The organism is Luteimonas yanweni (genome assembly GCF_039548475.1).
Classification (GTDB): domain Bacteria; phylum Pseudomonadota; class Gammaproteobacteria; order Xanthomonadales; family Xanthomonadaceae; genus Luteimonas.
On record NZ_JBCLVC010000006.1, the window covers coordinates 151,634 to 177,597 of the forward strand.

Below are 25,964 nucleotides of genomic sequence, written 5' to 3' on the forward strand. Positions count from 1 at the left end.
GTGAATGCTAGCATCGCGCCGTCCCCCGCCCCGGCCGCGACGTGCGCATCGACCCCCTGCCCTACGAGTCCCTGCTGGAGATGCGCCCGCTGGCGCAGGTCGACCTGGTGGTCATCCACTGCACCGAACTGCCGGACCTCGCCACCGCGCGCGAATACGGCGAACGCGTGCTGTACCCGGCCAGCGGCACGGGCAACAGCGGGCACTGGTACGTCGATCGCGACGGCGCCACCGAACGCTGGGTGGATCCGGCGCGGGTCGCGCACCACGTCCGCGGCTTCAACCCGCGATCGGTGGGCATTGAACTGGTGAACACAGGGCGCTGGCCGGACTGGCTGGATTCGCGCCGCCAGGCGATGGAGGAAGCGTATCCGGAGGCCCAGATCGAGGCGCTGCTTGCACTGCTGGCGGTGCTGGCCCGCGAGCTGCCCGCGCTGCGCTGGATCTCCGGCCACGAGGATCTCGATACCGCCACGGTCGCCGCCGACGACAACCCCGCGATCCAGGTGGCGCGCAAGCGCGATCCCGGACCGATGTTCCCCTGGCAGCGGGTGCTGGACGCCACGTCGCTGCGGCGCCTGCCCCTGCCTCCGCCGCTCTAGCTCTGCTGCGGGCGCGCTTGCCGGCCGGGGTTCACCGCACGCCACCGTATAATCGGCGGATGCCCAACAGCGCCCCCGCCCCCGCTTCCGAACTCCTTGAACTGCTCACCCTCGAGCGCCTGGAGGACAACCTGTTCCGCGGCCAGAGCCGCGACATCGGCACCAAGTACGTCTTCGGTGGCCAGGTGCTGGGCCAGGCGCTGTCGGCGGCGCAGAGCACGCTGTCGCAGCCGCGCGCGGCGCATTCGCTGCACGCCTACTTCCTGCGCGCCGGCGACATCGAGCACCCGATCGTCTACGACGTCGACCGCACCCGCGACGGCGGCAGCTTCTCGGTGCGCCGGGTGACCGCGATCCAGCACGGCAAGGTCATCTTCTTCTGCGCCGCGTCGTTCCAGGAGCCGGAGGGTGGCGCCGAGCACCAGCTGTCGATGCCCGCAGTGCCGCAGCCCGAGGATCTGGAGCCCGCACCGGCGATCCCGGACAAGGTGCTCGCGAAGCTGCCGATCAAGATCCAGCGCTGGCTCGACCGCAGCGGTCCGTTCGAGTTCCGCCACGTCTATCCGCGCGACGAGCTCGATCCGCCCAAGCGCCCGCCCTACCAGCAGGTCTGGTTCCGCCTGGCCGAAAAGGTCGGCGATGCGCCCGAGCTGCACCGCACGCTGCTCGCCTACGCCTCCGATTTCCACCTGCTCGGCACGGCCACCTTCCCGCACGGCATCAGCTACTACCAGCCGAAGGTGCAGATGGCTTCGCTCGACCACGCGCTCTGGTTCCATCGTCCGTTCCGCGCCGACGACTGGCTGCTGTATTCCATCGACAGCCCCAGCGCGCAGGGCTCGCGCGGACTGGCTCGCGGCATGATCTACGACCGCGCCGGCCGGCTGGTGGCCAGCACCGCGCAGGAAGGGATGATCCGGGTGGTCGAAGGGCAGCCCGGGCAGGTCCCGGCACGGAGCTGACGCCGTGCGCCAGGTGTTTTCCAGCGCCCGCATCGAGAATGTCGAAGCGGTGGCCCGGCTGCTCGAAGAGGCCGGCATCGAGGTCAGGATCAGCAACGGCCGTTCCTACCGCGGTGCCATCCGGGGCAACTTCAGCTATCGCGACGGCAACAACAGCGGCCCGCGCCCCGCGGTCTGGGTCATCCGCTCCGACCAGCAGCCCGAGGCGCGCCACATGCTGCGCGAGGCCGGCCTGCTGCAGGACAACACGGGCCGCAGCGAGAGCTTCCTGCCGCCACCGCCGTCGCTGGCGGGTGGCACCAGCTCGCCGCTCGCGGCGCGGGGCGGCGGACGCTTCCGCTACGGGCTGCTCCTGGGAGTGGCGGTGATGGTGGCGCTGGTGATGATCGCCTATCGCGCCAGCCGCGGGCCCGGCGACGACGATGCCCTGGCCGCGGGCCCGGCGATGGCGGTCCCCGCCGCCACGCCTGGCGCCGGCGGGCCTGCGCCGGCGCCATCCGCACCGGACATGCCGCTTGTCGCCACCCTGCCCGACGAAGCCTTCGTGATCGCCACGCCGCCGGCGCTGGCGGCCACCCTGCTGCGTGACGCGCTGGCCGCGGCCGGGACCAGGCGCGGCTGCCTCGGCATCGACGGCGCCGACCCGGATCCAGCACTCGTGCACGCGCTGGCCGGCGAAGGCCTCGACCTGCGCCCCGCCTCGAACTGTGACGATGGACATCTGCGGGTGATGGTCTCCGGCTACGCCACCGACGGCTCCGGCAGCGGAACCGTGCGCCTGGCCGTGGGCGGGGAGGAGCCCCGGGACGTGGCCGTGCGCCGCGAAGGCAGGGACTGGCTGCGCGACAACCGGCGCTGAGGCCCGGTCGTCCCTGCCACCGGTCACATTTCGCGCGCCGCCGCGTCCGGATAGGATGGCGCCCGTCCGGCGCCGCCTTGCGAACAGCCCATGACCACCTGCGCCATCGATGCCCTGATCCATCGCGACCTGCCCGCCGCGGCCGGCGGCTGCCAGCAGGCCTATACCCGCATCATCGTCGCCAGCCAGAACACGGTGACCGCGGTGGCCCTGGCCATCACCCGCGACCCGGCCGCCAGCGAAGATATCGCCCAGGAGGCCTTCCTGTCGGCGTGGCAGAACCTCAAGCGCCTGCAGAATCCTGCGAGCTTCCTGCCCTGGCTGCGCCAGATCACCCGCAACCTCGCCTATGACCACCTGCGCCGGCACCGCCAGCGCGCGGTCCAGGGCGAAGCCGCCGAGATCGCCATCAACCACGCGGCCGACCCCTCGGCACTGCCCGAAGAGCAGCTGCTCGACGCCGAGCGCGAGCGAATGGCCGCCGAGCTGATCTCCGAACTCCCCGAAGAAAGCCGCGAAGTGCTGCTGCTGTACTACCGCGAGGGCCAGAACTCGCGCCAGGTGGCCGAGCTGCTGGGCCTGTCCGATGCCGCCGTGCGCAAGCGCCTGTCCCGCGCCCGCAGGAGCCTGCGCGACGACCTGATGTCGCGCTTCAGCGACTTCGCCCGCTCCACCGCGCCCGGCACCGCGTTCGCGGTGGGCGTCACGGCCATGCTCGGCTTCAGCCGCCCCGCGGCGGCGGCCGGCTTCGCCAAGGTCGGTGGCAGCGTCATCGGCAGCGTGTTCGGCAAGGGCGTGCTTGGCACCGCCGGCGCGCTGGGCGGCGGCCTGCTCGCCGGCCTTGTCACCGCCTGGCTGTGCCGGAAGATGCTCACCGCATACGCCGACGACGACGTGGAGCGCGGGGGGGTCCTTCGCGTTTACAACACCTACATCTGGACCTCGTTGCTGGCTGTCGGCCTGACCCTGGCCTCGGCCTTCGCTTTCGACAGCCTGGTGCCGACGTACGCACTGGCACTGGCCGCGATCGCAGTGCTGAACTACCAGCTGCTCGGTCCGTTGGCGCGCACCATGCAGCCGCTGCTGCGGCGGGATGCCATCCGCAACCCCGAAGGCGCACGCTCACGACAGCTGTTGTATCGGCTGACCTTCGGTCCGAGCGGCGTGGCCATCAGCAACCTGGCAGTCATCGGCGGACTGCTGCTTCTGTATCTCAAGGGCTGAGGCCAAGGGACCAGATCGAAATGAAAAGGCCCGCGCCATGGGCGCGGGCCCCGGCACCGGTTGAACCGGCGCCACCCCATCAGCGGAACACCTGCTCAGCGGCGCCTGTCGGCTTCCAGTTCCGCGCGGCCCAGGAAGCCGTCGCGGTTGTCGTCCATCCATGCGAAGCGCTTCGACAGTCGCGGCATCTTCTCGTCGATCTCGACGCGACTGAGCTTGCCATCCTTGTTCAGATCGGCCGCAGCGAAGGTTTCGGCGAAGCGCTCGGCGCGCTTGGCGCGCATCTGCCCATGCATGCGATCGCGGTGGGCCGCCACTTCGCTGCGGACGATGAAGCCGTCCTTGTTGGCATCGATGGCATCGAAATCGAAGCCCATGCGCGCACGCTGGCCCATCCGGTCGCGGCCGGGGCCAGCGTGTCCGGCACGGGCGCGGCGCGCGGATTCGCCGGCACCGGCCTGCTCGCGCCCGGCGACGCGGGCGGCGCGACGGACGTCCCCCGCGGCCTTGCCCGCGTCGAACTCGGCGCGGCTGATGCGGCCGTCCTCATCGCTGTCCATGCGCTCGATGCCGCCGCGCATGGCGTGGCCGCCGCGATGGCCGGCGTGGCCCTTGCCGTGGCGCATCGGGCGCTCGCCCTTGGCGGCGCGTGGAGCATCGGTGCCGGCCTTGGCCGCGGCGTTGGCCTTGGTGGCGCTGGCCGCCGGCACGGACTGCGCGGCGGCCGGGCCGGCGGTACCGAGGGAAGCCACGGCCAGGGCGGTGGCGAAGAACAGGGCATGACGTTTCATGCGTGACTCCTTTGCTCGCAGCGGCATTGCTGCATGTGCATGGGTCAACGCCTGGCGCTGGATGCGGTTGACGGGCGGCCGGCGGCGTTCAGCCTGCAGCCGGTTCGCAGCCGCTGCGACGCGGCGCAGTATCCTGCCCGCATGCTTCCCGCCGTCCACGCACCGCCGAGCCGGGCCCACCATGGTTGAGCCCGCGCCGCTGCGCCTGTTCCATACCGCCGAACACCCCTGCGGCTACTGGCCCGACCGCCCCGCGCGCGACCTGGTGCTCGATCCCGGCGACCCGCGGCTGGCCCAGTCCTATGCGCGTGCGCTGGCCTGGGGCTTCCGCCGCTCGGGCGACCTGGTCTATCGCCCGCACTGCCATGGCTGCCGCGCCTGCGTGCCGGTGCGCATCCCCGTGGCCGACTTCGTGCCCAACCGCAGCCAGCGCCGCTGCCTGACGCGCAACGCCGACGTGCAGGCGCGGATCCTCCCCGCGGACGAGAACGCCGAACGCTTCGAGCTTTACCGCCGCTACCTCGTCAACCGCCATCCCGGCGGCGGCATGGACGATCATGGCAAGGCGGAGTTCGCGCAGTTCCTGGTCGGCAGCTGGTCGCAGGGGCGCTTCCTCGAACTGCGCGCCAGCGGGCGCCTGCTTGCGGTGGCTGTCACCGACCTGGTGGATGATGCGCTGTCGGCCGTCTACACCTTCTACGATCCCGACGAGCCCGCGCGCGGCCTGGGCACGCTGGCCATCCTGCAGCAGCTCGCCTGGGCCCGGCGCGACGGCCACCGGCACCTCTACCTCGGTTACTGGATCCAGGGACACATGAAAATGGATTACAAGCGCGGGTTCCAGCCCCTGGAACACTTTGACGGCCGTGGCTGGCAGGCACTTGCCCGCGCGGGTGACGCATGACCGTGCGCCTTGCCGCGCTGCTCTGCTGCGCGCTGCTTGCCGGCTGCGTTCGCGTCCACGTCCACGGAGATCCCGGACCGTCCATGACCCCGCACCCGACCCTCCGCGTCGCCAGCTACAACGCATCGCTCTATTCCGATGACGCCGGGGGCCTGCTGCGGCGACTTGAATCGGCCGACGCCGATGCGCGCAAGGTGGCCGCGGTGCTGCAACGGGTCCGTCCCGACGTGGTGCTGGTCAACGAGTTCGACTACGACGCCAGCGGCCGCGCGGCGGATGCGTTCCAGCGCGATTACCTGGAAGTCCCCCAGCCCGGCGGCGGCGACGCACTGCGCTACCCCTACCGCTACATCGCGCCGGTGAACACCGGCGTGCCCAGCGGCCTTGACCTTGACCGCAGCGGGCACGTCGGCGCAGGCCAGCCCGCGCCGGACGAAGACGCGGCGGCCGCGCGCGGCCGCGGCAACGACGCCTGGGGCTATGGCCTGCACCCCGGCCAATACGGGATGCTGCTGCTGTCCAGGTATCCCATCGACGCAGGGGCCGCGCGCCGCTTCCAGCACCTGCGCTGGAGCACGATGCCCGGCGCCGCGCGGCCGGTGGATCCGGAGACCGGTGCGCCCTGGTACACGGACGCCATCTGGGAACAGCTGCGACTGTCGTCGAAATCGCACTGGGATGTGCCGGTTCACACTCCGCTTGGCACCGTGCACATGCTGGCCTCGCACCCGACGCCACCGGTGTTCGACGGCCCGGAAGACCGCAACGGCGCTCGCAACCACGACGAGATCCGGCTGTGGAGTGAATACATCGGCGCTGGCGAGGCACCGTGGCTCTGCGACGACGCGGGCCACTGCGGCGGACTGGTTGCAGACGCGCGCTTCGTGATCCTCGGCGACCTCAACAACGATCCGGTGCATGGCGACGGCCGCCACCAGGCCATCGTCGAGCTGCTCGAACACCCGCGCGTACTGCGCATGGCGACCCCGCGCAGCGAAGGCGCCGCGCACGCCGCGGGTGCCGACCAACCCGGCCGCCGCGGCAGCGTGGCCCATGCCACTGGCGACTTCGGCCCGCGCACGGGTCCGCTGCGGCTCGACTATGCCCTGCCGTCCACCGGTTTCCAGGCGCTGGATTCAGGCGTGTACTGGCCGGCCCCCGGCACTGACGGCGCCGGCATACTCGACGGCAGCGACCACCGCCTGGTCTGGATCGACCTCGGCAACTGACCGCCGTTCCCGCGCCTGGCTTCAGGGCGCGGGCTTGGCGGCGGCATCCCCTTCGGCCGGGGCCGCCACCGCGGGCGAGCTGGTCCCGGCGCTTGCCGGCACTGCTCCGGTCGGCGCTTCGGCCGCCGGCGCCGAAGCGCCAATGACCGGCAGCGCCACCTGGGCGACCGCCTCGTGGCTGCGCGGCCCGAAACCGAACATGCCGCCGCTCTGCCGCGACACGATCATCCGCACCATCGACGTCGGCACCATCAGCTCCAGCGTGACGTCGTCACCCGTGGGCATGCGGCCTTTCATGGTGAGCTCGATCAGTGCGCCGCCGGTGTCGACCTCGTCGCAGGGCACGTGCGGGCCGACCACCGGACTGTCCTGGATGTAGGGCTTGATGGCGTCCCCAAGGGCTTCGATCGCCTGCGGGAAGAAAAACACGGCATAGCCGTCGCGGCCTTTCATCAGTGGTCTGCCCTCCGGGGATCGGGGGCCATCATCGCAGCTTGCCGCGACGCGCGCCGTTCATGGCCATCGCGCCGGCGCCGCTACGGCGCCGCCACGCTCGACAAACACATATCAATCTGATATCAATAATTTCTACCAAGCCCACGCGTCCGGAGACCAGCCATGAAGGAAAACCCGATCCGCTCCCTGTCCGGCATCCCGGTGCTGCTGGCCCTGCTCGCAGTGGCGCTGGCCTGCGGCTGGTTTTTCTTCCAGGCGCTGGTCAACGGCGGCGCCGTGCTCCAGCTGGTCGCGGCGATCGCCATCGGCGGCATCGCGCTGTTCTGCCTTGCCGGCCTGTACATGGTCGAGCCCAACCAGTCGGCGGTGCTGAGCCTGTTCGGCAAGTACGTCGGCACCGTCCACGAGAACGGCCTGCGCTGGAACAATCCCTTCCTCGCCAAGCGCAAGGTCTCGCTGCGCATCCGCAACTTCGAAAGCGGCAAGCTCAAGGTCAACGAGCTCGAGGGCAGCCCGATCGAGATCGCGGCGGTGATCGTGTGGAAGGTGGTGGATTCCGCCGAAGCGGTGTTCAACGTCGACGACTACGAGAGCTTCGTCCACATCCAGTCCGAGGCGGCGTTGCGCGCCATGGCCACGACCCATCCCTACGACCAGCACGAGGACGGCCAGATGTCGCTGCGCAGCCACCCCGTGGAAATCTCCAACGAGCTCAAGCAGCACCTGGACGAGCGCCTGGGCTCGGCGGGCGTGGAGGTCCTGGAGGCGCGCATCAGCCACCTCGCCTACGCGCCCGAGATCGCGCAGGCGATGCTGCAGCGGCAGCAGGCCAACGCCGTGGTCGCGGCGCGCACGCGCATCGTCGCCGGCGCCTGCGGCATGGTCGAGCTGGCCCTGGCCGAACTGGAGAAGAGCGGCGTGGTCACGCTGGACGAAGAACGCAAGGCGGCGATGGTCAGCAACCTGCTGGTGGTGCTGTGCAGCGACCGCGGCGCACAGCCGGTGGTCAACTCCGGCTCGCTGTACTGATGGCGCGCCGTGTCTGAGAAGAAGGCCTATCCGCTGCGCATCAACGCCGCGATCCTCGCGGCCGTGCAGCGCTGGGCGGACGATGACCTGCGCAGCGCCAACGCCCAGATCGAATACCTGCTGCGCGAGGCGCTGCGCAAGGCGGGACGGCTGCCGGAACGGGGCACCACCAGCTCCAGGAAAGGGGAGAAAGAATGACAGTGACCGATGACAACAACCGCCACGGCGCGGTCCACGGCAACGAGGCCGCCACGGCCTTGGTGCCGGCCTCGCCGCGCGCGCAGGCCTGGCTGTTCGCGCTGGTGGTGGTCCTGCCGCTGGTGCTGGTCGGCCTGACCGAGCTTTCGGGCAGCGGCAGCGGCGAGGGCCAGAATGCGCTTGCGGTCCGTGCCTTCGCCAGCGTCGCCGCGTTCTGCCTGGTGCTCTGGGGCGCGCTGGCCGCGCTGGTCCGCCGCCATCGCCTGCGCCTGGACGCGGGCGGGCTGGAGCTCGCCACCACCTTCTATCGCCGGCACTTCGGCCTCGATGCGCTGGACCTCGCCCATGCGCGCGTGGTCGATCCCGACGAACGGCCCGAATTCCGCGCGATGCTGCGGACCAACGGCGTCTCCATCCCCGGTTTCCGCAGCGGCTGGTTCCGCCTGCGCAGCGGCGAGCGGGCGCTGGTGGCCACCGCCGGCGGCAAGCGCCTGCTGTGGATCCCCACCGCCGCCGGGCACGGACTCCTGCTGCAGCCGGCGAGTCCGCAGGCGCTGCTCGACCGGCTGCGCGCCATGGCGGACGGCGGCCGCAGGCGCTAGCCTTCCAGCCATGCGCGGTCGCGACGCCATCCTGGCCAACACCCCCGACATCGAACTCTGGCCGGGCGGCGTGCTGCGTGCCCGCGGCAACCGCGACGCCCGCGCCCTGGCTCGCGCACGCACCGTGCTGCGGCGCAAGCGCGACGGCACCCTGCTCGCTGCCGACCTTCCGGAGGGCCTGCTGCCGCTGGTCCCGCGGCTGGCGCGCGAACCCGGGATCGATGCCGCCCTGGAGGTGCTGCATCATCCGCCGCACGCGGGCCTGCGCGCCGGCATCGACATGGTGCCGACCCTGCCACCGGTGCGCTTGGCCGCGCGCCTGCAGGCCCTGGGTATCGATGGCGAGGCCTATGCCGCGCGCACCGGGCTGGCGCTGGAGGCCGAGCCTGCCTGGCTGGACCTTGCCGGCCACGACCGCTATCGCAGGGCGCTCTGGCTGCGCGTGGACGCCGCCCGCGGCTGGCGACACCTGGCGGGTGCAGCGGCCCGCGACGGCATCGTACTGGAGGCCGTGTCCGGCTACCGCAGCCACGATTACCAGGCCGGCATCATCGAGCGGAAGCTCGCGCGCGGGCTCGCCATCGACGACATCCTCGCCGTCAACGCGGCCCCTGGCTGGTCCGAACACCATTCAGGGCGAGCCATCGACATCAGCGCGCCCGGGGAGCCGGCGGCCGAGGAATCCTTCGAACACACCGCGGCCTTCACATGGCTCCATGCCCACGCCGCAGCGTTCGGCTTCACGATGAGCTATCCGCGCGACAACCCGCACGGCATCGTCCACGAGCCCTGGCATTGGCGCTACGATGGGATCGCGCGGACCGATTGAGATCGTGGCCGGCTGCAGCTACATTGACGGCAACGAACACCAATAGCCGCCAGCCCACCCGCGCCCCGGCCGACGCGAGACGTCGCCCGGGGCGCGTTGCTGGCGGCAAGCGCATTGTCAGGAGACGCACGCGTGAACACCCGACCCAAGATCACCATCTCGACGCTGGATTCCGAGCGCCTGGAGAGCCTGCTCGAATCCCTTCCCGACGGCGCCTTCCCCGGCCGCGATGCGCTCGAGGCCGAGCTGCTGCGTGCCGACGTGGTCGCCCCCAAGGACGTCCCGTCCACCACGGTGACCATGAACTCCACGGTCCGTTTCCGCGTCGGCCCGGACGAGAGCTTCCAGCTCACCCTGGTCTATCCGCGCGATGCCAACGGCAGCGCCGATCGCATCTCGGTGCTGGCGCCGGTGGGCAGCGCCCTGCTCGGCCTGTCCCAGGGCGACGAAATGGAATGGCCCAAGCCCGGCGGCGGCGCCATCAAGGTGCTGATCGAGGAAGTGACCTATCAGCCCGAGCGCGCGGGCGAATACCACCGCTGAGTCACGCTGCGTGCCCGGCGGCCTGGCCGCCAGCAGGCGGTCTACGGCGCCTGGCTCATCGGCCCCTGGCCGACCGCGGACCCGAGCACCTCGCGCAGGAACGGCACCGTCACCCGGCGCTGCGCCGCCAGTGACGCCCGGTCCAGGGCGTCCAGCTGGGCCGTGAGCCCTGCCAGGTCACGCCCGGCGCGCCGGAGCAGCCAGGCGATCGCGGCCTCGTCGAACTGCAATCCACGCCGGCGCGCGCGCAGGCGCAGCACCTCGGCACGGCCGGCATCGTCCAGCGGCTGCAGGGCGATGCGCACGCACTGGCCCAGCCGCGAACGCAGGTCCGGCAGGCCCACGGGCAGCGCGGCCGGGGCCGCCGAGGCCGCATAGAGCACGCTGCCGCCGGCGGCGCGCGCACGATTGTGGAAATCGAACAGCGCGACTTCGTCGTCGCGCCGGCCGGCGATGGCCTGCAGGCCGTCCAGCGCGACCAGCCCGGGACCGTCGCCCAGCGACTCCAGCGCTTCATGCAGGCGCCCCGCGGCCAGCGCCAGGGGAAGGTAGGTCGCGCGCAGCCCCGACGCATCGGCCACGGCGCACGCGGCCAGCGCCAGGTGGGTCTTGCCGGTCCCAACGCCGCCATCGAGGTACAGCCATTCGCCGGCGCCGGCGGCCAGTGCACGCAGCTGCCCGATCGCCGCGGGCGGCGCATCCACGAACGTGTCGAAACGCTGGTCCGGCGGGTAGCGCAGCGCCAGCGGCAGCTGCCGGTTCACGCGCCTTCGCGGCTGGGCCCGGGCTCGCCGTCGCGCGGCGGTACCCCGTCAGCCGCGCCCGGAAGCGCCACGGCCACCGCAGGCACCACCACGTGCGCCGGGAGCCCGCCGGCCACGCCCACACTGGTATCCACGACCACGTCCATCTCCGCCTCGGCGGCGCGGCCCGCGTAGAGCCTGCTGGCGGTATAGCGCTCATGTGCGAAGCGCAGCAGCACGTTGACTACCGCCGCCGCGGGCAGCGCGATCAGCATGCCCACGAAGCCGAACAGCACGCCGCCGGCCATCACCGCGAAGATCACCGCCACCGGGTGCAGCCCGATGCGGTCGCCGACCAGCTTCGGCGTCAGCCAGTAGCTTTCGACCACCTGGCCGACGGTGAACACCACGGCCACGCCCAGCAGGTGCTGCCAGTCGCCGTACTCGATCAGCGCCGCGATCACGCCAAGGATGATGCCGGTGGCGGGGCCGATGTAGGGAATGAAGGTGAACAGGCCGGCGATCAGGCCGATCAGCAGGCCCAGTTCCAGGCCCACCAGCCACAGGCCGAGCCCGTACATCACGCCCAGGATCACCATCACCAGGAACTGCCCGCGCAGGAAGCCGCCCAGCACCTCGCTGGACTCGCGCGCCAGGCGGCTGACCGTGTCCACGTGGTCGCGCGGGATCACCGAGGCGATGCGCTCCACCATGCGGTCCCAGTCGCGCAGGAAGAAGAACGTGATCACCGGCAGCAGCACGATGTTGGCGATCCAGGCCAGCATCATGAATCCCGAGCGCGACACCACGCCCAGCGCGGTCGCGGCGATGCCGCCGGCGCGCTCGGAATGCTCGCGGATGTATTCCATCAGCCGCGCGGGATCCAGCCAGGCATCGATGTCGATCCCGCTGCGCGCCTCGACCCAGGGCAGTGCGGTCTGCAGCAACCAGTCCCGGTACTCCGGCATGGAATCGACCAGCGTGCGCACCTGGGCCACGATCATCGGCACCAGGATCACCAGGGCCAGCACCAGCAGGAGCAGCATCGCGGTGAACACCAGCAGCACCGCGACGTTGCGCGAACGCCCCGACTCCTCCAGTCGATCGACCAGCGGATCGCCCATCCAGGCCAGCAGCGCGGCGAGCACGAACGGCGTGAGTACCGGCCCCAGCCGCCACACCAGCCAGCCGACCGCGGCCAGGATCAGCGCCCACTGCAGGCGCATGATGAAGCGCGAAACCACGTCGTCGGCGTGACCAGTCATGGATCCGGGCCTCAGCGCAGGTAGAACTCGGGCGGCACGCCCTCGATGTTGGCGCCCGACTCGACCAGCACCGCTTCGTCGAGCACGCGGCGGAAGCCGGCCAGGCCCGTCAGCAGGTCGAGCTCGAGCTCGAGGCTGTTGGGCGTTGCGCGCAGCGGCCGGATGCCGCGCACCACCGACGTCGATTGCAGCCACGAAGACAGGCGCACGTAATCGTTGGCACTGTTGATGCCGGTCACCACCACGCGCTCGACGCCGGGCTCGCCCACGGGGCTGGCCTTGGCATAGCGGCGCACCAGCGCGTTCGCAGCGCCGTCGGCGCCCGAGGCGATGGCGCGACGTGCCTGTCCGTCCTCCTCCGACCAGTTGGCGAGCACGCGCCCGTTGTCGATGAAGGTCCAGTCGGCCTTCCAGCCGCCACCGGCGCGATAAAGCTTGCCGACCAGCTGCATCGGCGGGCTGTAGCGCGCGGAAATGCGTGAGATCGCCGCGGTGTCGCCGCGCCAGATCGCGCCCACCGCGGCCTGTTCGGCGGCCGTGCCGTTGGGCAGGCCCAGGCGGTAGCCGCGCTCGATCGCCCGGTCCAGCACCGGGCGGGCGACGTTGTTCTGCCCCAGCGCCACCAGGCGCGGGCCGCTGCCATCGTCGATGGCCAGCCACAGCACCGGCTTGGGCCGCGGCTCCGGCCACACCGGCAGGCCGAGCGCACCGGCGATGGCATTGACCTCGTCCTCGCGGAAGCGCACCACCAGCACCGTGCTGTAGGTGGGCGAGCCGGCCGCCGAACGGCCTTCGTCCTGGCGATAGTCGTAGCCCTCGACGAAATCGCCCGCGCGGCGCAGTTCGCGCGCCACGCCCGGGCGGTTCGCCACGCGGGCATCGCCGGACAGCTTGCCCAGGACCTGCGCCAGCGCGCGCCCGAAGCCCGACTGGCGGGCCGATTCCGTCTGGCTGCCGACCGTAACCTCGGCCGAATACAGGCCGCTGGCCCCGGCGCGATCGCCCTCGACGCGCTGGGCATGGGCCCAGCCCGGGAGCAGAAGTGCGAGGAGCAGCGCGAGCAGCAACGCCTTGGGCATCGTCGTTCCCTGGACCGGTGTAGAGCGGAATGGTGCCGCAGCGGCGTCGCCGCGTCCATGAAGACGGCCCGGAGGCTGCTAAAATCGACGTTTTCCTGCGCGGCGAAGCATCGTGACCAGCCCCACTCCGCTGACCTACCGTGACGCCGGCGTCGACATCGACGCGGGCAATGAAGTCGTCGAACGCATCAAGCCGCTGGTGAAGCGCACCTTCCGCCCCGAGGTGATGGGCGGGCTGGGTGGTTTCGGCGCGCTGTTCGACCTGTCGGGCAAATACCGGGAGCCGGTGCTGGTCTCGGGTACCGATGGTGTCGGCACCAAGCTCAAGCTCGCGCAGCAACTCGGCCGCCACGACACCATCGGCATCGACCTGGTCGGCATGTGCGTCAACGACGTGCTGGTGCAGGGGGCCGAACCGCTGTTCTTCCTCGACTACTTCGCCACCGGCAAGCTCGACATCGACACCACCGTGGCAGTGGTCGGCGGCATCGCGAAGGGCTGCGAACTGGCGGGCTGCGCGCTGATCGGCGGCGAGACGGCCGAGATGCCCGACATGTACGCCCCGGGCGAGTACGACCTGGCCGGCTTCACCGTGGGTGCGGTCGAGAAGTCCGAACTGCGCGACGGCGGCCGCGTTGCCGCCGGCGACGTGCTCGTCGGCATCGCCTCAAGCGGCCCGCATTCCAACGGCTATTCGCTGATCCGCCGCATCTACGACCGCGCCGGCCGCCCCGGCGACACTGACCTCGGCGGCGTACGCCTGGAAGACGCGCTGATGGCACCCACCGCGCTGTACGTGAAGCCGGTGCTGGAGCTGCTGCGCGGCGCCGAAGGCGCGGCGATCCACGCCATGGCGCACATCACCGGCGGCGGCCTGACGGAAAACATCGTGCGCGTGGTGCCCGACGGCCTGGGCGTCGACATCGACGCGGGCGCGTGGCCGCTGCCCCCGGTGTTCGCCTGGCTGCAGCGGGAAGGTGCGGTGGCGCCGGAAGAAATGTGGCGGACCTTCAACTGCGGCATCGGCTTCGTGCTGGTGGTGGATCCCGCGCGCGCGGCGGCGGTGTCGGCCGCGCTCGACGCGCTGTCGCTGGCGCACTGGACGATCGGCTCGGTGGCGCCGGAAAGCGCCGGCACGCCCCGCGTGCGCATCGGCTGAGCGCGACGATGGCCGCGGCCGCCCTCCCGCGCCTTGCGGTGCTGGCCTCGGGTCGCGGCAGCAACCTGCAGGCGATCCTCGACGCGATCGCCGACGGCCGTCTGCATGCGCGGATGGCGGGCGTCTTCGGTGACCGCCCGAAGGCGCTGGCGCTGCAGCGCGCGCGCGACGCGGGCATTCCCGCGGGCGGGCTGCGGCCCCGCGACTTCGCGACCCGCGACGACTTCGACGCGGCCCTGTTCGCCGCGGTGGCCGAGGCCGAGCCGGACTTCATCGTCTGCGCCGGCTACATGCGCCTGCTTGGCGCCGCGGCGATCGCGCCCTGGGAGGGGCGGATCGTCAACATCCACCCGTCGCTGCTTCCCGAATTCAAGGGCCTGGACACGCATGCGCGGGCGCTCCAGGCCGGCGCGGCGGAGCACGGCGCAAGCCTGCACTTCGTCACCGCCGACCTGGACGGCGGTCCGGTCATCGCGCAGGCACGGGTGCCGGTGCTGCCGGGGGACGACCCCGACAGCCTGGCCGCGCGGGTGCTGGGGGTCGAGCATCCGCTGATGATCTCGGCACTGGAACTGCTGTGCAGCGGCCGCGTCCGCCTGCGCGGCGCAACGGTGGAGTTCGACGGAGACCCGCTCCGGGAGCCGCTTCAGCTGGCATCCAACCGCCTGCGGGCATGATCCGCCGGTCATGAAGACCATCTTCCATATCGGGCTGGCGGTCCTGCTTTCGGCGTTCGCCTCGGCACCCGCGGTGGCGGACCCGGCTCCCGCCTCCGAAACGGCACCACCGCCTGCGCCGGGTGTGACCGCCGCCCCCGATGCCGAAGGCGCCGTCCCGCTGCAGCCCTTCGTGGCGACATACGACGCTTGGAACAAGGGCAAGCCCGCCGGCACCGCCAGCATGCGCCTGGCGCGGCTGGACGGGCGTTGGCGGATCGACCTGGACGTCACCGGCAATCGCGGGCTTGCGCGCTGGGTGCGCCTGGACATCGACCAGGGCACGCTGTTCGACGTGGTCGCCGGCCAATACCGCCCGCTCCGCCAGGACACCCGGCGCAAGGCACTGTTCCTGGGCCGCGAGGTCCACGGCGTCTACGACTGGGATGCCGGCGTCGCGCAGTGGCGCGGCGACATCAAGGACGCGCGCAGCGAGCCGGTGGCGCTGCACGCGGGTGACATGAGCGGCCTGCTGATCAACCTCGCGATCGTCCGCGACGCGGAGCCCGGGCGCCTGCTGGACTACCGGTTCGTCGATGGCGGACGCGTGCGCGACCACCGGTACGCGGTGGCCGAGGCCACCGAGTACGTCGAGGTCGACGGACTGTCGTACGACGCAATGCGGGTTTCACGCACCAACGGCGGCAATGATGAAACGATCTTCTGGGTGGCGCGCGGCGTCCCCACGCCGATCCGCATCCTGCAGAGGGAAAACGGCGAAGACGCCATCGACCTGCGCCTGGTCGAATACCAAGGAGCTCACTAGATGCTGCACATGAACACCCTGCGCGGCCGTGCCGCGACCGCCGGTGCCGGCCTGTTGCTGGCCCTGGCCGCCATGCCCGCCCTCGCCATCGAAGCGTTCAGCGCCGACTACCAGGCCAATTACATGGGCATGGAAGCGACGGCGAAGATGAGCCTCGCAAGCGTCGGCAAGGATCGCTGGGAATACCGCATCGACATAGGCGGCATGGGCGCCGAGCTCGAACAGAGCACCACGTTCGAAGTGGATGGCGCGCAGTGGCGCCCGATCAGGAGCGTAGACAGCCAGCGCGGCACCAACGGCCTGGCGGCGATGCTGGTCAAGCGCAAGACGGTCACGGCCGAGTACGACTGGGACCGCGGCGAAGCGCGCTGGTCCGGCGACGTGAAGGCCGACCGCGCCGGGCCCGTGGCGCTGCGCGCCGGTGACCTGGACGGCATGCTGATGAACCTCGTGCTGGTCCGCGACGTCGCCGCGGGCAAGCCTCTGGACTACCGCCTGGTCGAGGATGGCCGGGTCAAGCGCCAGAGCTTCAAGGTGGCCGGCGAGGAGACCATCCAGGTCGGCGGCAAATCGCACACGGCCACGCGCGTAGAGCGCAAGGACGGCAAGCGCGAGATCATCGCCTGGGTCGTGGATGGCCTGCCGGTCCCGGCGCGGGTGCTGCAGCGTCGCGACGGGCGCGACCACGTGGACCTGCGGCTCAAAGCGGTCAACTGAGCGGTGCGGCCGGACCCGCAACCCGCGGCATGAACCCGGCTAAGGGCCCCGCATCGCGGGGCCCTTGCGCATCGGCTTCAATCGATGCGGCGGATGCGCGCGCCCAGTCCCGACAGCTTGCGCTCGATGTGTTCGTAGCCGCGGTCCAGGTGGTACACGCGGTCGATCACGGTCTCGCCCTCGGCCACCAGCCCGGCCAGCACCAGCGACGCCGACGCGCGCAGGTCGGTGGCCATCACCGGCGCGCCACCCAGGCGCGCGACGCCGGTCACCGTGGCGCGGTTGCCGTCGACGTGGATCTCCGCGCCCAGGCGCATCAGCTCGTTCACGTGCATGAAGCGGTTCTCGAAGATCGTCTCGTCGATCGTCGCCACGCCTTCGGCGATGCAGTCCATGGCCATGAACTGGGCCTGCATGTCCGTGGGGAAACCGGGGTGCGGCGCAGTGGTGATGTCGACCGCGCGCGGGCGGCGGCCACGCATGTCGGCGGTGATGCGATCGCCGTCGATGGCGATGTCGGCGCCGGCGGCCGCGAGGCGCTCCAGCACAGCGTCCATGGTGTCCGGGCGCGCATGGGTGACCGTGACCCGGCCACCGGTGATGGCCGCGGCCACCAGGAACGTGCCCGCCTCGATGCGGTCGGCGACCACGTCATGGCGCGCGCCGTGCAGCCGGTCGACGCCGCGCACGACGATGCGCGAATCGCCCGCGCCCTCGATGTCGGCGCCCATCGCCGTCAGGCAGTCGGCAAGGTCGACGATTTCCGGCTCGCGCGCGGCGTTGTCGATCACCGTGGTGCCCTGCGCGAGGGTGGCGGCCATCAGCAGGTTCTCGGTCGCGCCCACGCTCACCGTGTCGAAAACCACGTGCCCGCCCTGCAGGCGGCCGGCACGGGCGTTGATGAAGCCGTGCTCGACCGTGATCCGCGCCCCCAGCGCTTCCAGCGCGCGGATGTGCAGGTCGACCGGGCGCGAGCCGATGGCGCAGCCGCCCGGCAGCGCGACCTCTGCGGCGCCGTGGCGGGCGACCAGCGGTCCCAGCACCAGCACCGAGGCGCGCATGGTGCGCACCAGTTCGTAGGGCGCGACGTGGCTGTCGACGCTGCGCGGGTCGACCACCATGTGGCTGCCGTCGGCGTCGTGGCTGACGCCGGCGCCAAGGCCATCGAGCACGCGCGCGGTGGTAACCACGTCGTGCAGGTGCGGGACGTTGCCGATCTCCACCGGCTCGTCGGCCAGCAGCGTGGCGCACAGGATGGGCAGCACGGCGTTCTTGGCACCGGACACGCGGACCTCGCCCTCCAGGGGCACCCCGCCTTCGACAACGATCTTCTGCATCAGGCCGGCCGCTGCTCGTCCGGCGTCACGGTGCGCAGCGCCAGGGCATGGATTTCGTTGCCCATCAGCGCGCCCAGGGTGGCGTAGACCATGCGGTGGCGCGCCAGCGGGAGGCGGCCGGCGAAGTCCGGATGCACCACCAGCGCCTCGAAGTGCACGCCGTCATCGCCGCGCACCTCGACCTCCGCGCCGGGCAGGCCCTGTTCGATGAGATTGCGGATGGTGTCTGCGTTCAAGGCGTCGTTCCGGTCATGAAGGGCATGTAAGCGGGCTGCCGCCACCGCCGCGGCGGGCCGCAGGCCGGGGGACAAATCCGCGTAAGATGAACGGCTTAGCATAGCGAATAAGGGCCCGGCCCGGAATGTCCGCCAACAGCACACAGCCCGGGAACGCCGCGGCCGCGACCGATTTCGCCGCCAGCGGCCGGCGCGTGTTCGACATCGAGGCCCGCGGCCTCGCGGCCGTCGCTGCGCGCATCGACGGCGACTTCTCGCGCGCCTGCGGCCTGCTCCTGGCTTGCCGCGGCCGCGTGGTCTGCACCGGCATGGGCAAGTCCGGCCACGTGGCGCGCAAGATCGCCGCCACCCTCGCCTCCACCGGCACCCCGGCGTTCTACGTGCATCCCGGCGAGGCCGGGCACGGCGACCTTGGCATGGTGACCGACGCCGACGTCGTGCTGGCGCTGTCGTATTCGGGCGAATCCGACGAGCTCCTGCAGCTCCTGCCGGTGCTCAAGCGCCAGGGCAACGCCCTGCTGGCGATGACCGGCCGCACAGGCTCCACGCTCGCCCGCGCGGCGGCCGTGCACCTCGACGTCAGCGTGCCCGAGGAGGCCTGCCCGCTGCACCTGGCGCCGACCTCCAGCACCACCGCCTCACTGGCGATGGGCGATGCGCTCGCGGTGGCCCTGCTCGAGGCGCGCGGCTTCACCGCCGACGACTTCGCCCGCTCGCACCCCGCCGGCGCGCTGGGGCGCCGCCTGCTGCTGCACATCGCCGACGTCATGCACAGCGGCGACGCCGTGCCCCGCGTGTCCGCCGAAGCGACCGTGAGCGAAGCGCTGGCCGAGATCAGCCGCAAGATGCTGGGCATGACCGCCGTCGTCGATGGCGACGGCCACCTGCTAGGCCTGTACACCGACGGCGACCTGCGCCGCAGCCTGGATGCAGGCATCGACGTGCGCACCACGCCAATCGCGGACGTGATGACCCGCGACCCGCGAACCATCGGCGCCGACGCGCTTGCCGTTGAAGCCGCGCAGCTGATGGAGGCCCACAAGATCGGCGGGCTGGTGGTGGTGGACGGCGATGGCCGCGCGGTCGGCGCGCTGAACATTCACGACCTGTTGCGCGCACGCGTGGTGTGATCGCGCGTCCATGTCGACCTCGCCTCCCGCCTCCCCCTCCCCCGGGCTGCTCGCGCGCGCCGCGCGCATCCGGCTGGTCTGTTTCGACGTCGACGGCACCCTGACCGACGGCCGCCTGTACATCGCCAGCGATGGCACCGAGACCAAGGCTTTCCATGTCCATGACGGCCTGGGCATCTCGCTGCTGCGCCGCGCCGGCATCGCGGTCGCGTTCGTCACCGCGCGCACCAGCCCGGCCGCGGAAATCCGCGCCCGCGACCTCGGCGTCGAGGCCCACACCGGCATCAAGGACAAGCAGGCCTGCGTGGACGGCCTGCGCGCGCGCCTGAGGCTGGCGGCCGACGAGGTCGCGTTCATGGGCGACGACCTGACCGACCTCGCCGTGCTTTCCGGCGCCGGCCTGGCCGCGGCGCCGGCCGACGCCCATCCCGCGATCCTCGGCAGCGTGCATTGGCAGGCCTCGGCCCGCGGTGGCCGCGGCGCGGCGCGCGAGTTCTGCGACCTGCTGCTGTCGGCGCGCGGCGAACGCAGCGGTGCCGACGCCGGGACGGCGCGGCAGTGAGCTGGCGCGCCGCGATGATCGCCGTGCTGCTGGCGGCCGCGATCGCCAGTGGCTGGTCGGCCTGGAAGCAGCGCGCAGAGGTCGCAGGCGCCACCGCCACCAGCGACCGCTCGGATTACGTACTCGAGGATTTCCAGCTGGTCTCGCTCGACAGCGGCGGCCAGGAAGCCTTCACCCTGCGCGCTCCGCACCTGCACCGCGACCCCGTCGACGGGACCATGTCGCTGCGCGAACCCCTGTTCCTGCTCCCCGAAGAGGAAGACGGGCTGTACTGGGACCTGCGCGCGGCCACCGGCTGGATCAGCGCCGACAGCGAGGAAATGCGCCTGCGCGGCGACGTGGTCGTGGTCTCCGACCCGGCCGGCGCGCGCGGCATGCGCATGGAAACCGGTGCCCTGGACGTGTTCCCCGAGCAGCGCGTGGCCCGCAGCGACGACGCCGTGACCATCACCCAGCCCGGCACTACAATGCGCGGCACCGGCATGGAAGCCGATCTGGCCGAAAAGCGCTTCCGACTCACCTCCAAGGTCCAGACCCGCTATGTCCCCACGCGCCGCTAGCCTCACCATGCTCCTCGCCCTGGCCGCGGCCCTGGCCGCCGCGCCGGCGTGGGCGAAATCCAGCGACCGCAACCAGCCGATGGACCTGGCCTCCAACAGCCAGGACTGCTCGCTGGCCGACGACGGCAGCCCCTGCGTTTTCACCGGCAACGTACGCATCGTGCAGGGCACGCTCGACGTGCAGGCCGCCAAGGCCGACGTCCGCCGCGGCGACGGCGACATCCAGCGCGTCGTCCTGACCGGCTCGCCCGTGCGCCTGCGGCAGGACCTGGACGACGGCGGCTCGATCGACGCCACCGCGAGCAACGTCGACTACAACCTGCAGACCGAGACCGTGGTCTTCACCGGCAACGTCGAGATCAACCAGCCCGGCCGCGGCACCATGGCCGGCGGCCGCATTGTCTACAACATGAGCACCGGGCGGGTGCAGGGCGGCGGCCAGGACGGGCAGCAGATCCGCACCCGCATCCTGCCCAAGGGTGCCAAGGCCAGCCAGGGCGGCGGCTGATGCTGGTCGCCGAAGGGCTTCGCAAGAGCTACCGCCAGCGCGAGGTGGTGCGCGAGTTCGGGCTCACGCTCGACGCCGGCGAAGTCGTCGGCCTGCTCGGTCCCAACGGCGCCGGCAAGACCACCTGCTTCTACATGATCGTCGGCCTGGTGCCGGCCGACGCCGGGCGCATCGTGCTCGACGGCCGCGACATCACCGGCGAGCCGATGCACCGCCGCGCGCGCCTGGGCGTGGGCTACCTGCCGCAGGAACCCTCGGTGTTCCGCAAGCTCAGCGTGGCCGACAACATCATGCTGGTACTCGAGCTGCGCGAGGACCTGGACCGCAAGGGCCGCGAGGCCGAGCTCGCCTCGCTGATGGACGAACTGCAGGTCACCCACGTGGCCGGCCAGCACGGCGCCAGCCTGTCCGGCGGCGAGCGCCGCCGCGTCGAGATCGCCCGCGCGCTGGCCGCGCGCCCGCGCCTGATCCTGCTTGACGAACCCTTCGCCGGCGTCGACCCGATTTCGGTCGGCGAGATCCAGCGCATCGTCCGCCACCTCAAGAACCGTGGCATCGGCGTGCTGATCACCGACCACAACGTGCGCGAGACCTTGGGCATTTGCGACCGCGCGTATATCCTCAACGATGGCGGCGTGCTCGCGCAGGGGGCTCCGGACGCGCTGCTGGCCGATCCGGACGTGCGCCGGGTCTACCTCGGGGAGTCCTTCCGCCTGTGAGCGGGGGGCGCGTCCCCGCCTGATCGGGAACGCCGTGAAGCCTCGCCTGCAGACATCGCTGGGACAACACCTGGTACTGACGCCGCAGCTGCGTCAGGCGCTGCACCTGTTGCAACTCCCGATCCCCGAACTCGAAGCCGAGATCACCGCGGCGGTCGAGAGCAACCCGCTGCTGGAGTGGGACGAATCCTCGCAGTTGTCCGCATCCGGCGAAGACGGCTCCGGCGGCGACGATCAGCGAACCGAGGCCGACGCCGACGGCATCGCGTCCGACCACGACTGGGACGACCAGCGCGACGTTGCATGGGCCGACGGCGGCGGCGGGCGTGGCGGTGGCGACGGAGACCCCGACGGCGACGCCTCCGAGCGCATCGCCCAGTCCGAAACCCTGCGCGACCACCTGTCCTGGCAGCTCAACCTGAGCCACGTGTCGCCCCGCGAACTCGCCATCGGCGAGGTCCTGGTCGACGCCATCGACGACGATGGCTACCTGCGCGAACCACTGTCGGCGATCGCCGCTGCGTTGCCGCCGGGCCTGCAGTGCAGCGAAGCCGAGATCGCAGCCGTGCTGCGCAGCGTGCAGCGGCTGGACCCGACCGGCGTGGGCGCGCGCGACCTTGGCGAGTGCCTGCTGCTGCAGCTGGACGCACTGCCGGCCGACACCCCCGGGCACGCCGTGGCGCGGCGCGCCGTATCCACGCTGATCGAACGGATCGCCCGGCTTGGCGCATCCGGGCTTGCCGACGCCCTGGGCTGCAGCGAGGGCGAGGCCACCACGGCGCTGCAGCTGATCCGCAGCCTGGATCCCCGGCCCGGCTCCAGCATCGGCGGCATGCCGCACGACACCTACGTGGTGCCGGACTGCAGCATCACCCGCGACAACGGACTCTGGAAGGTGTCGCTGGCCGGTGGCCGCCACGCCAGCCTGACCATCCACCGCGGCTACGAACTGATGCTGCAGCACGCCGCGGGCGCCGATGCCGGCTACCTGCGCGGACGGCTGCAGGAAGCGCGCTGGCTGCTCAAGAACCTCGCCGCCCGCGGCGAGACCCTGCTCAAGGTGGTGCACTGCCTGGTGCGCGAACAGTCCGGCTTCCTCGAGTTCGGCGCCCAGGCACTGCGTCCGCTGACCCTGCGCGAAGTCGCTGCGCAGATCGGCATGCACGAGTCCACGGTGTCGCGCGCGGTCGCGCGCAAGCACGTGCACACGCCGCGCGGCACCATCCCGCTGCGCGCGTTCTTCGCTTCCGGCATCGACACCGGCGGCGGTGGCGAAGCGTCCAGCACCGCGATCCAGGACATGATCCGGCGGCTGGTGGACGCGGAGGACCCGCGCAAGCCGCTGTCCGATGCGCGCCTGGCCGAACGCCTCAAGGACAGCGGCGTACCCGTCGCAAGACGCACCGTGGCCAAGTACCGCGAAGCGCTGAACATTCCTTCCTCGCACGAGCGCGTGCGGATCGCCTGAACGCCCCGTGGATGCTTCACGCCTCCGGGGGGCTGGGTTAACCTGTCCGTGACACCCACTGCGCCGCGATGCGCGATGCTGTGGCTCCCACCGAGAAGGAGGTTGCGATGCTCATCGAGACCCACGGCCAGCAGATGGACGTCACCCCCGCGCTGCGCGACTACGTCGAAACCAAGCTTGGCCGGCTGTCGCGGCTGTACGACCCGCCGCTCCAGGTCCGCACCCAGCTCAGCATCGACAAGCCGGACCACCGTGCCGAAGCCACCGTCAGCGTGGCCGGCAAGACGCTCCACGCCGACGCCCGCGCAGCCGACATGTACGCGGCCATCGACCTGCTCGCCGACAAGCTCGACCGCATGCTGGTCAAGGAAAAGAAGAAGATGATCGACCACCATCGTCGCGGCGGGAATCCGGTGCGCGACGGCGAGTTCGGCTGAGCCGGCACAAGGCCCGGGGGATGCCATACACCGACATGCTCTCCGCCAGCCGCATCGTGCAGGTGGTGGCGCCCGGCAACCGTGACCAGGTCCTGGATGTCGCCGCCCGCCTGCTGGGCGGCGGTTCCCTGGAATGGACGCAGGCCATCGCCACCGGCCTGCGCGGGCGCGAAGCCGTGGGCAGCACCGGGATCGGCCACGGCGTGGCCATCCCGCACTGCAGGAACGAAGCCTGCAGCGAACCGCTTGCGGCCTTCCTGCGGCTGGCCACGCCGGTGGACTTCAGCGCCCGCGATGGCGAACCGGTGGACCTGGTCTTCGCCATGGCCGTGCCAGGCGACCGCACCCAGCAGCACCTCGACACGCTGTCGGAACTGGCCGGCAGGTTCGCCGATCCCGGCTTCCGCCAGGCCGTGCGCCATGCGCGCGACATCACCGCGCTGCGCGCGCTGCTGCTGCGGTCGGACGGCCCGGTGGCGGCACGCTCGGCATGAAGGCCGCGATCACCGCGCAGGCGCTGTTCGACCAGCTGCGCGACCGGCTTGAACTCAAATGGCTCGCGGGCCGCTCCGGCGCCTCGCGCCAGCTTGAATCGGTCGACACGGTGTCGCGCCGGCCGTCGCTGGCCGGTTACCTCAACATCATCTATCCGAACAAGGTGCAGATCCTCGGCAGCGAGGAGCTTTCCTGGCTCGACGGGCTGGAACCCCGCCAGCGCTGGGAGACGCTCGAGAAGATCCTCCAGTTCGGACCGCTGGCGCTGGTGGTCAACAAGGGCCAGCCCTGCCCCGAAGACCTGGTGGAGATGGCCGGGGAATCGGGCATCGCGCTGTGGTCGTCGCAGCGCCGCGGCCACGAGCTGTACAACGTGCTGCAGTACCACCTTGCCGGCGCCCTGGCCCCCAGGGTCACGCTGCACGGGGTGTTCATGGAGATCTATTCCATCGGCGTCCTGGTCACCGGCGAGTCGGGGACCGGGAAAAGCGAGCTTGCGCTGGAGCTTGTGACCCGCGGCCACCGCCTGGTCGCCGACGATGCGCCGGAGTTCGCGCAGATCGCCCCCGACGTCCTCGACGGCACCTGTCCCGAGCTGCTGCAGGACCTGCTGGAACTGCGCGGCCTGGGCGTGCTCAACATCCGCGAGATGTTCGGCGATACCGCGGTGAAGCGGAACAAATACCTGCGCCTGATCGTCCACCTCGCGCGTCCCGAGGACACCCGGGAAGCGCGCGACCCCAGCGGCATGGTGCGCCTGACCGGCGACCTGGGCGCGCGCCGCGTGCTGGACCTGGACGTGCCCATGATCACCTTGCCGGTGATGCCGGGCCGCAACCTCGCGGTACTGACCGAAGCCGCCACCCGCGTGCACGTGCTGCGCGCCAAGGGCGTGGACCCGGCCACGGCCTTCCTGGCCCGCCATTCCCACTTCCTCGAACGGGGCCATCCATGAGCACCGCCAGCACTTCGCTGATCATCGTCAGCGGCATGTCGGGCAGCGGCAAGACCGTTGCCCTCAACACGCTGGAGGACCTCGACTTCTACTGCGTCGACAACCTGCCGGCCGAACTGCTGCCCGACTTCGTGCGCAGCGCCACCCACCCCGAGCGCGCCTCGCAGAAGCTCGCGGTGGGGGTCGACGTGCGCAGCCGCGGCGACCTGGCCAACATCCCCGAGTGGCTCTCCGCGGTCGGCGCGATGGGCTTCGACCCCAAGCTGGTGTTCTTCGACACCGTCAACGACGTCCTGCTGAAACGCTACGCCGACACCCGTCGCCGGCACCCGCTGACCCGCCTCGGCCTGGCCCTGTCCGACGCCATCGCGCTGGAGCGCCAGGTACTGCGGCCACTGGTCTCGCTGGCCGACGTCACCATCGACACCAGCGAACTGAACGTGCACCAGCTGCGCCGCCGCGTCCTGACCGAGCTCGGGCTGAGCATGGATTCCTCGCTGTCGCTGCTGTTCGAATCCTTCGCCTACCGCCGCGGCGTGCCGCCGGACGCGGACTTCGTGTTCGACGCGCGCGCCCTGCCCAACCCGCACTGGGATGCCCGCCTGCGGCCGCTGTCGGGGCGCGACGGCCCGGTGCGCGAGTTCTTCGCATCGCAGCCGGAGGTGGTCGAATACCTGCAGCACGTGAACGGCTTCCTCGACACCTGGTTGCCGCGCATGCATTCGTCCACGCGCAGCTACGTCACCGTGGCCTTCGGCTGCACCGGCGGCAGGCACCGCTCGGTCTTCCTGGCAGAAGCCGCGGCGGAACACGCACGCGAGCAGGGCTGGAAGGAAGTCGCCACGCACCACCGCGGCCTGGATTGATCGCCGGAGGGCGCTTGC

31 protein-coding genes and 1 pseudogene are annotated in these 25,964 nt (G+C 71.2%); 25 read left to right on the forward strand and 7 right to left on the reverse strand.

From position 1 onward, the window contains the following. Window positions 1-80 precede the first annotated feature (80 nt). The 4 genes from WCE39_RS02335 to WCE39_RS02350 all read left to right on the forward strand — a co-directional run bounded on the left by WCE39_RS02335 (window position 81) and on the right by WCE39_RS02350 (window position 3,647). On the forward strand, window positions 81-602 hold the full coding sequence (locus tag WCE39_RS02335; protein WP_343275223.1) for an N-acetylmuramoyl-L-alanine amidase: 522 nt from the start codon (window positions 81-83) through the stop codon (window positions 600-602). Between the two features lie 59 nt (window positions 603-661). Next, complete coding sequence (gene tesB, locus WCE39_RS02340; protein ID WP_343275105.1) at window positions 662-1,564, forward strand: acyl-CoA thioesterase II; 903 nt, start codon at window positions 662-664, stop codon at window positions 1,562-1,564. A gap of 4 nt (window positions 1,565-1,568) precedes the next feature. Next, window positions 1,569-2,423 (forward strand): hypothetical protein, encoded by an 855-nt coding sequence (locus WCE39_RS02345; protein ID WP_343275106.1) that lies wholly within the window; start codon window positions 1,569-1,571, stop codon window positions 2,421-2,423. A 90-nt stretch (window positions 2,424-2,513) separates the two neighbouring features. After that, complete coding sequence (locus tag WCE39_RS02350; protein ID WP_343275107.1) at window positions 2,514-3,647, forward strand: RNA polymerase sigma factor; 1,134 nt, start codon at window positions 2,514-2,516, stop codon at window positions 3,645-3,647. Window positions 3,648-3,742: 95 nt separating this feature from the next. On the opposite strand, the gene WCE39_RS02355 is transcribed toward WCE39_RS02350, so the two are convergent. Next, window positions 3,743-4,438, reverse strand: coding sequence for an EF-hand domain-containing protein (locus WCE39_RS02355; protein WP_343275108.1), 696 nt, complete (start codon window positions 4,436-4,438; stop codon window positions 3,743-3,745). Window positions 4,439-4,499: 61 nt separating this feature from the next. Here WCE39_RS02355 and WCE39_RS02360 point away from each other — a divergent pair, with 61 nt between their 5' ends. Further along, complete coding sequence (locus tag WCE39_RS02360; RefSeq protein WP_449283947.1) at window positions 4,500-5,342, forward strand: arginyltransferase; 843 nt, start codon at window positions 4,500-4,502, stop codon at window positions 5,340-5,342. Then, window positions 5,339-6,571, forward strand: a complete 1,233-nt coding sequence (locus tag WCE39_RS02365; protein ID WP_343275110.1) for an endonuclease/exonuclease/phosphatase family protein — start codon at window positions 5,339-5,341, stop codon at window positions 6,569-6,571. The genes WCE39_RS02360 and WCE39_RS02365 overlap by 4 nt, the downstream gene beginning before the upstream one ends. A 21-nt stretch (window positions 6,572-6,592) precedes the next feature. On the opposite strand, the gene WCE39_RS02370 is transcribed toward WCE39_RS02365, so the two are convergent. Beyond that, on the reverse strand, window positions 6,593-7,024 hold the full coding sequence (locus tag WCE39_RS02370) for a hypothetical protein (RefSeq protein ID WP_343275111.1): 432 nt from the start codon (window positions 7,022-7,024) through the stop codon (window positions 6,593-6,595). Window positions 7,025-7,189: 165 nt separating this feature from the next. Here WCE39_RS02370 and WCE39_RS02375 point away from each other — a divergent pair, with 165 nt between their 5' ends. The 5 genes from WCE39_RS02375 to rnk all read left to right on the forward strand — a co-directional run bounded on the left by WCE39_RS02375 (window position 7,190) and on the right by rnk (window position 10,228). Continuing rightward, window positions 7,190-8,056, forward strand: coding sequence for an SPFH domain-containing protein (locus WCE39_RS02375; protein WP_343275112.1), 867 nt, complete (start codon window positions 7,190-7,192; stop codon window positions 8,054-8,056). Window positions 8,057-8,065: 9 nt separating this feature from the next. After that, a complete protein-coding gene (locus tag WCE39_RS02380) occupies window positions 8,066-8,254 on the forward strand; it encodes an Arc family DNA binding domain-containing protein (RefSeq protein ID WP_343275113.1) in 189 nt (62 codons plus the stop codon). After that, window positions 8,251-8,856 carry a hypothetical protein gene (locus WCE39_RS02385; RefSeq protein ID WP_343275114.1) on the forward strand — a complete coding sequence of 202 codons (606 nt, stop codon included), beginning with the start codon at window positions 8,251-8,253 and terminating at the stop codon, window positions 8,854-8,856. The genes WCE39_RS02380 and WCE39_RS02385 overlap by 4 nt, the downstream gene beginning before the upstream one ends. A 10-nt stretch (window positions 8,857-8,866) precedes the next feature. Further along, on the forward strand, window positions 8,867-9,685 hold the full coding sequence (locus tag WCE39_RS02390) for a M15 family metallopeptidase (protein WP_343275115.1): 819 nt from the start codon (window positions 8,867-8,869) through the stop codon (window positions 9,683-9,685). A gap of 132 nt (window positions 9,686-9,817) precedes the next feature. Continuing rightward, on the forward strand, window positions 9,818-10,228 hold the full coding sequence (gene rnk / locus WCE39_RS02395) for a nucleoside diphosphate kinase regulator (protein ID WP_343275116.1): 411 nt from the start codon (window positions 9,818-9,820) through the stop codon (window positions 10,226-10,228). 41 nt (window positions 10,229-10,269) lie between these two features. Here the strand turns inward: rnk and hda are convergent, their stop codons facing one another. The 3 genes and pseudogenes from hda to WCE39_RS02410 form a co-directional block, all read right to left on the reverse strand. After that, window positions 10,270-10,992: a DnaA regulatory inactivator Hda gene (gene hda, locus WCE39_RS02400; protein WP_343275117.1), complete on the reverse strand. Its 723-nt coding sequence runs from the start codon at window positions 10,990-10,992 to the stop codon at window positions 10,270-10,272. A 122-nt stretch (window positions 10,993-11,114) separates the two neighbouring features. Continuing rightward, a pseudogene (locus WCE39_RS02405) lies at window positions 11,115-12,236 on the reverse strand (AI-2E family transporter); the annotation flags it as partial. An 11-nt stretch (window positions 12,237-12,247) separates the two neighbouring features. Beyond that, entirely contained in the window at window positions 12,248-13,315 is a 1,068-nt protein-coding gene (locus WCE39_RS02410) for a DUF2066 domain-containing protein (RefSeq protein WP_343275118.1), read from the reverse strand. Between the two features lie 112 nt (window positions 13,316-13,427). On the opposite strand from WCE39_RS02410, the gene purM reads away from it, so the two are divergent. The 4 genes from purM to WCE39_RS02430 are packed head-to-tail and all read left to right on the forward strand — an operon-like array spanning window position 13,428 to window position 16,673. Next, complete coding sequence (gene purM, locus WCE39_RS02415) at window positions 13,428-14,474, forward strand: phosphoribosylformylglycinamidine cyclo-ligase (protein ID WP_343275119.1); 1,047 nt, start codon at window positions 13,428-13,430, stop codon at window positions 14,472-14,474. 8 nt (window positions 14,475-14,482) lie between these two features. Beyond that, entirely contained in the window at window positions 14,483-15,151 is a 669-nt protein-coding gene (purN, locus tag WCE39_RS02420; protein ID WP_343275120.1) for a phosphoribosylglycinamide formyltransferase, read from the forward strand. A 10-nt stretch (window positions 15,152-15,161) separates the two neighbouring features. Next, the gene (locus WCE39_RS02425) at window positions 15,162-15,956 is read left to right on the forward strand and encodes a DUF3108 domain-containing protein (RefSeq protein WP_343275121.1); all 795 of its coding nucleotides are present in this window, start codon (window positions 15,162-15,164) and stop codon (window positions 15,954-15,956) included. A 9-nt stretch (window positions 15,957-15,965) separates the two neighbouring features. Further along, window positions 15,966-16,673 (forward strand): DUF3108 domain-containing protein, encoded by a 708-nt coding sequence (locus tag WCE39_RS02430; RefSeq protein WP_343275224.1) that lies wholly within the window; start codon window positions 15,966-15,968, stop codon window positions 16,671-16,673. A 77-nt stretch (window positions 16,674-16,750) separates the two neighbouring features. Here the strand turns inward: WCE39_RS02430 and murA are convergent, their stop codons facing one another. Beyond that, on the reverse strand, window positions 16,751-18,010 hold the full coding sequence (gene murA, locus WCE39_RS02435) for a UDP-N-acetylglucosamine 1-carboxyvinyltransferase (protein ID WP_343275122.1): 1,260 nt from the start codon (window positions 18,008-18,010) through the stop codon (window positions 16,751-16,753). Continuing rightward, the gene (locus WCE39_RS02440) at window positions 18,010-18,246 is read right to left on the reverse strand and encodes a BolA family protein (RefSeq protein ID WP_343275123.1); all 237 of its coding nucleotides are present in this window, start codon (window positions 18,244-18,246) and stop codon (window positions 18,010-18,012) included. The genes murA and WCE39_RS02440 overlap by 1 nt, the downstream gene beginning before the upstream one ends. Window positions 18,247-18,371: 125 nt before the next feature. Between WCE39_RS02440 and WCE39_RS02445 the strand changes: the two genes are divergently transcribed. The 10 genes from WCE39_RS02445 (at window position 18,372) to rapZ (ending at window position 25,946) form a co-directional block, all read left to right on the forward strand. After that, complete coding sequence (locus WCE39_RS02445) at window positions 18,372-19,376, forward strand: KpsF/GutQ family sugar-phosphate isomerase (RefSeq protein WP_343275124.1); 1,005 nt, start codon at window positions 18,372-18,374, stop codon at window positions 19,374-19,376. 10 nt (window positions 19,377-19,386) lie between these two features. Beyond that, complete coding sequence (locus WCE39_RS02450) at window positions 19,387-19,938, forward strand: KdsC family phosphatase (protein WP_343275125.1); 552 nt, start codon at window positions 19,387-19,389, stop codon at window positions 19,936-19,938. Next, complete coding sequence (gene lptC / locus WCE39_RS02455) at window positions 19,935-20,498, forward strand: LPS export ABC transporter periplasmic protein LptC (protein ID WP_343275126.1); 564 nt, start codon at window positions 19,935-19,937, stop codon at window positions 20,496-20,498. Before WCE39_RS02450 ends, lptC begins: the two co-directional genes overlap by 4 nt. 7 nt (window positions 20,499-20,505) lie before the next feature. After that, window positions 20,506-21,006, forward strand: a complete 501-nt coding sequence (gene lptA, locus WCE39_RS02460; RefSeq protein ID WP_343275127.1) for a lipopolysaccharide transport periplasmic protein LptA — start codon at window positions 20,506-20,508, stop codon at window positions 21,004-21,006. Further along, entirely contained in the window at window positions 21,006-21,725 is a 720-nt protein-coding gene (gene lptB / locus WCE39_RS02465) for an LPS export ABC transporter ATP-binding protein (RefSeq protein WP_343275128.1), read from the forward strand. Before lptA ends, lptB begins: the two co-directional genes overlap by 1 nt. A 34-nt stretch (window positions 21,726-21,759) precedes the next feature. Continuing rightward, complete coding sequence (locus tag WCE39_RS02470; RefSeq protein ID WP_343275129.1) at window positions 21,760-23,193, forward strand: RNA polymerase factor sigma-54; 1,434 nt, start codon at window positions 21,760-21,762, stop codon at window positions 23,191-23,193. A 107-nt stretch (window positions 23,194-23,300) separates the two neighbouring features. Further along, the gene (hpf, locus tag WCE39_RS02475; protein WP_343255674.1) at window positions 23,301-23,630 is read left to right on the forward strand and encodes a ribosome hibernation-promoting factor, HPF/YfiA family; all 330 of its coding nucleotides are present in this window, start codon (window positions 23,301-23,303) and stop codon (window positions 23,628-23,630) included. A 20-nt stretch (window positions 23,631-23,650) separates the two neighbouring features. Next, window positions 23,651-24,124 (forward strand): PTS sugar transporter subunit IIA, encoded by a 474-nt coding sequence (locus tag WCE39_RS02480; RefSeq protein WP_343275130.1) that lies wholly within the window; start codon window positions 23,651-23,653, stop codon window positions 24,122-24,124. Next, window positions 24,121-25,080 carry an HPr(Ser) kinase/phosphatase gene (gene hprK, locus WCE39_RS02485; RefSeq protein ID WP_343275131.1) on the forward strand — a complete coding sequence of 320 codons (960 nt, stop codon included), beginning with the start codon at window positions 24,121-24,123 and terminating at the stop codon, window positions 25,078-25,080. The genes WCE39_RS02480 and hprK overlap by 4 nt, the downstream gene beginning before the upstream one ends. Next, the gene (gene rapZ, locus WCE39_RS02490) at window positions 25,077-25,946 is read left to right on the forward strand and encodes an RNase adapter RapZ (RefSeq protein ID WP_343275132.1); all 870 of its coding nucleotides are present in this window, start codon (window positions 25,077-25,079) and stop codon (window positions 25,944-25,946) included. The genes hprK and rapZ overlap by 4 nt, the downstream gene beginning before the upstream one ends. Window positions 25,947-25,964: the final 18 nt, after the last annotated feature.

Bases quoted from the DNA above. Each gene is read 5' to 3' on its own strand.
- rapZ (WP_343275132.1), top strand. From the start codon at position 25,077: ATGAGCACCGCCAGCACTTCGCTGATCATCGTCAGCGGCATGTCGGGC.
- lptA (WP_343275127.1), top strand. From the start codon at position 20,506: ATGCTCCTCGCCCTGGCCGCGGCCCTGGCCGCCGCGCCGGCGTGGGCG.
- WCE39_RS02370 (WP_343275111.1), bottom strand. From the start codon at position 7,024: ATGAAAGGCCGCGACGGCTATGCCGTGTTTTTCTTCCCGCAGGCGATC.
- WCE39_RS02390 (WP_343275115.1), top strand. From the start codon at position 8,867: ATGCGCGGTCGCGACGCCATCCTGGCCAACACCCCCGACATCGAACTC.
- WCE39_RS02445 (WP_343275124.1), top strand. From the start codon at position 18,372: ATGTCCGCCAACAGCACACAGCCCGGGAACGCCGCGGCCGCGACCGAT.
- purN (WP_343275120.1), top strand. From the start codon at position 14,483: ATGGCCGCGGCCGCCCTCCCGCGCCTTGCGGTGCTGGCCTCGGGTCGC.
- WCE39_RS02365 (WP_343275110.1), top strand. From the start codon at position 5,339: ATGACCGTGCGCCTTGCCGCGCTGCTCTGCTGCGCGCTGCTTGCCGGC.
- WCE39_RS02425 (WP_343275121.1), top strand. From the start codon at position 15,162: ATGAAGACCATCTTCCATATCGGGCTGGCGGTCCTGCTTTCGGCGTTC.
- WCE39_RS02480 (WP_343275130.1), top strand. From the start codon at position 23,651: ATGCCATACACCGACATGCTCTCCGCCAGCCGCATCGTGCAGGTGGTG.
- WCE39_RS02375 (WP_343275112.1), top strand. From the start codon at position 7,190: ATGAAGGAAAACCCGATCCGCTCCCTGTCCGGCATCCCGGTGCTGCTG.
- lptB (WP_343275128.1), top strand. From the start codon at position 21,006: ATGCTGGTCGCCGAAGGGCTTCGCAAGAGCTACCGCCAGCGCGAGGTG.
- hpf (WP_343255674.1), top strand. From the start codon at position 23,301: ATGCTCATCGAGACCCACGGCCAGCAGATGGACGTCACCCCCGCGCTG.
- WCE39_RS02385 (WP_343275114.1), top strand. From the start codon at position 8,251: ATGACAGTGACCGATGACAACAACCGCCACGGCGCGGTCCACGGCAAC.
- WCE39_RS02450 (WP_343275125.1), top strand. From the start codon at position 19,387: ATGTCGACCTCGCCTCCCGCCTCCCCCTCCCCCGGGCTGCTCGCGCGC.
- WCE39_RS02430 (WP_343275224.1), top strand. From the start codon at position 15,966: ATGAACACCCTGCGCGGCCGTGCCGCGACCGCCGGTGCCGGCCTGTTG.
- WCE39_RS02360 (WP_449283947.1), top strand. From the start codon at position 4,500: ATGCGGTTGACGGGCGGCCGGCGGCGTTCAGCCTGCAGCCGGTTCGCA.
- hprK (WP_343275131.1), top strand. From the start codon at position 24,121: ATGAAGGCCGCGATCACCGCGCAGGCGCTGTTCGACCAGCTGCGCGAC.
- WCE39_RS02410 (WP_343275118.1), bottom strand. From the start codon at position 13,315: ATGCCCAAGGCGTTGCTGCTCGCGCTGCTCCTCGCACTTCTGCTCCCG.
- WCE39_RS02350 (WP_343275107.1), top strand. From the start codon at position 2,514: ATGACCACCTGCGCCATCGATGCCCTGATCCATCGCGACCTGCCCGCC.
- murA (WP_343275122.1), bottom strand. From the start codon at position 18,010: ATGCAGAAGATCGTTGTCGAAGGCGGGGTGCCCCTGGAGGGCGAGGTC.
- WCE39_RS02335 (WP_343275223.1), top strand. From the start codon at position 81: ATGCGCCCGCTGGCGCAGGTCGACCTGGTGGTCATCCACTGCACCGAA.
- tesB (WP_343275105.1), top strand. From the start codon at position 662: ATGCCCAACAGCGCCCCCGCCCCCGCTTCCGAACTCCTTGAACTGCTC.
- WCE39_RS02355 (WP_343275108.1), bottom strand. From the start codon at position 4,438: ATGAAACGTCATGCCCTGTTCTTCGCCACCGCCCTGGCCGTGGCTTCC.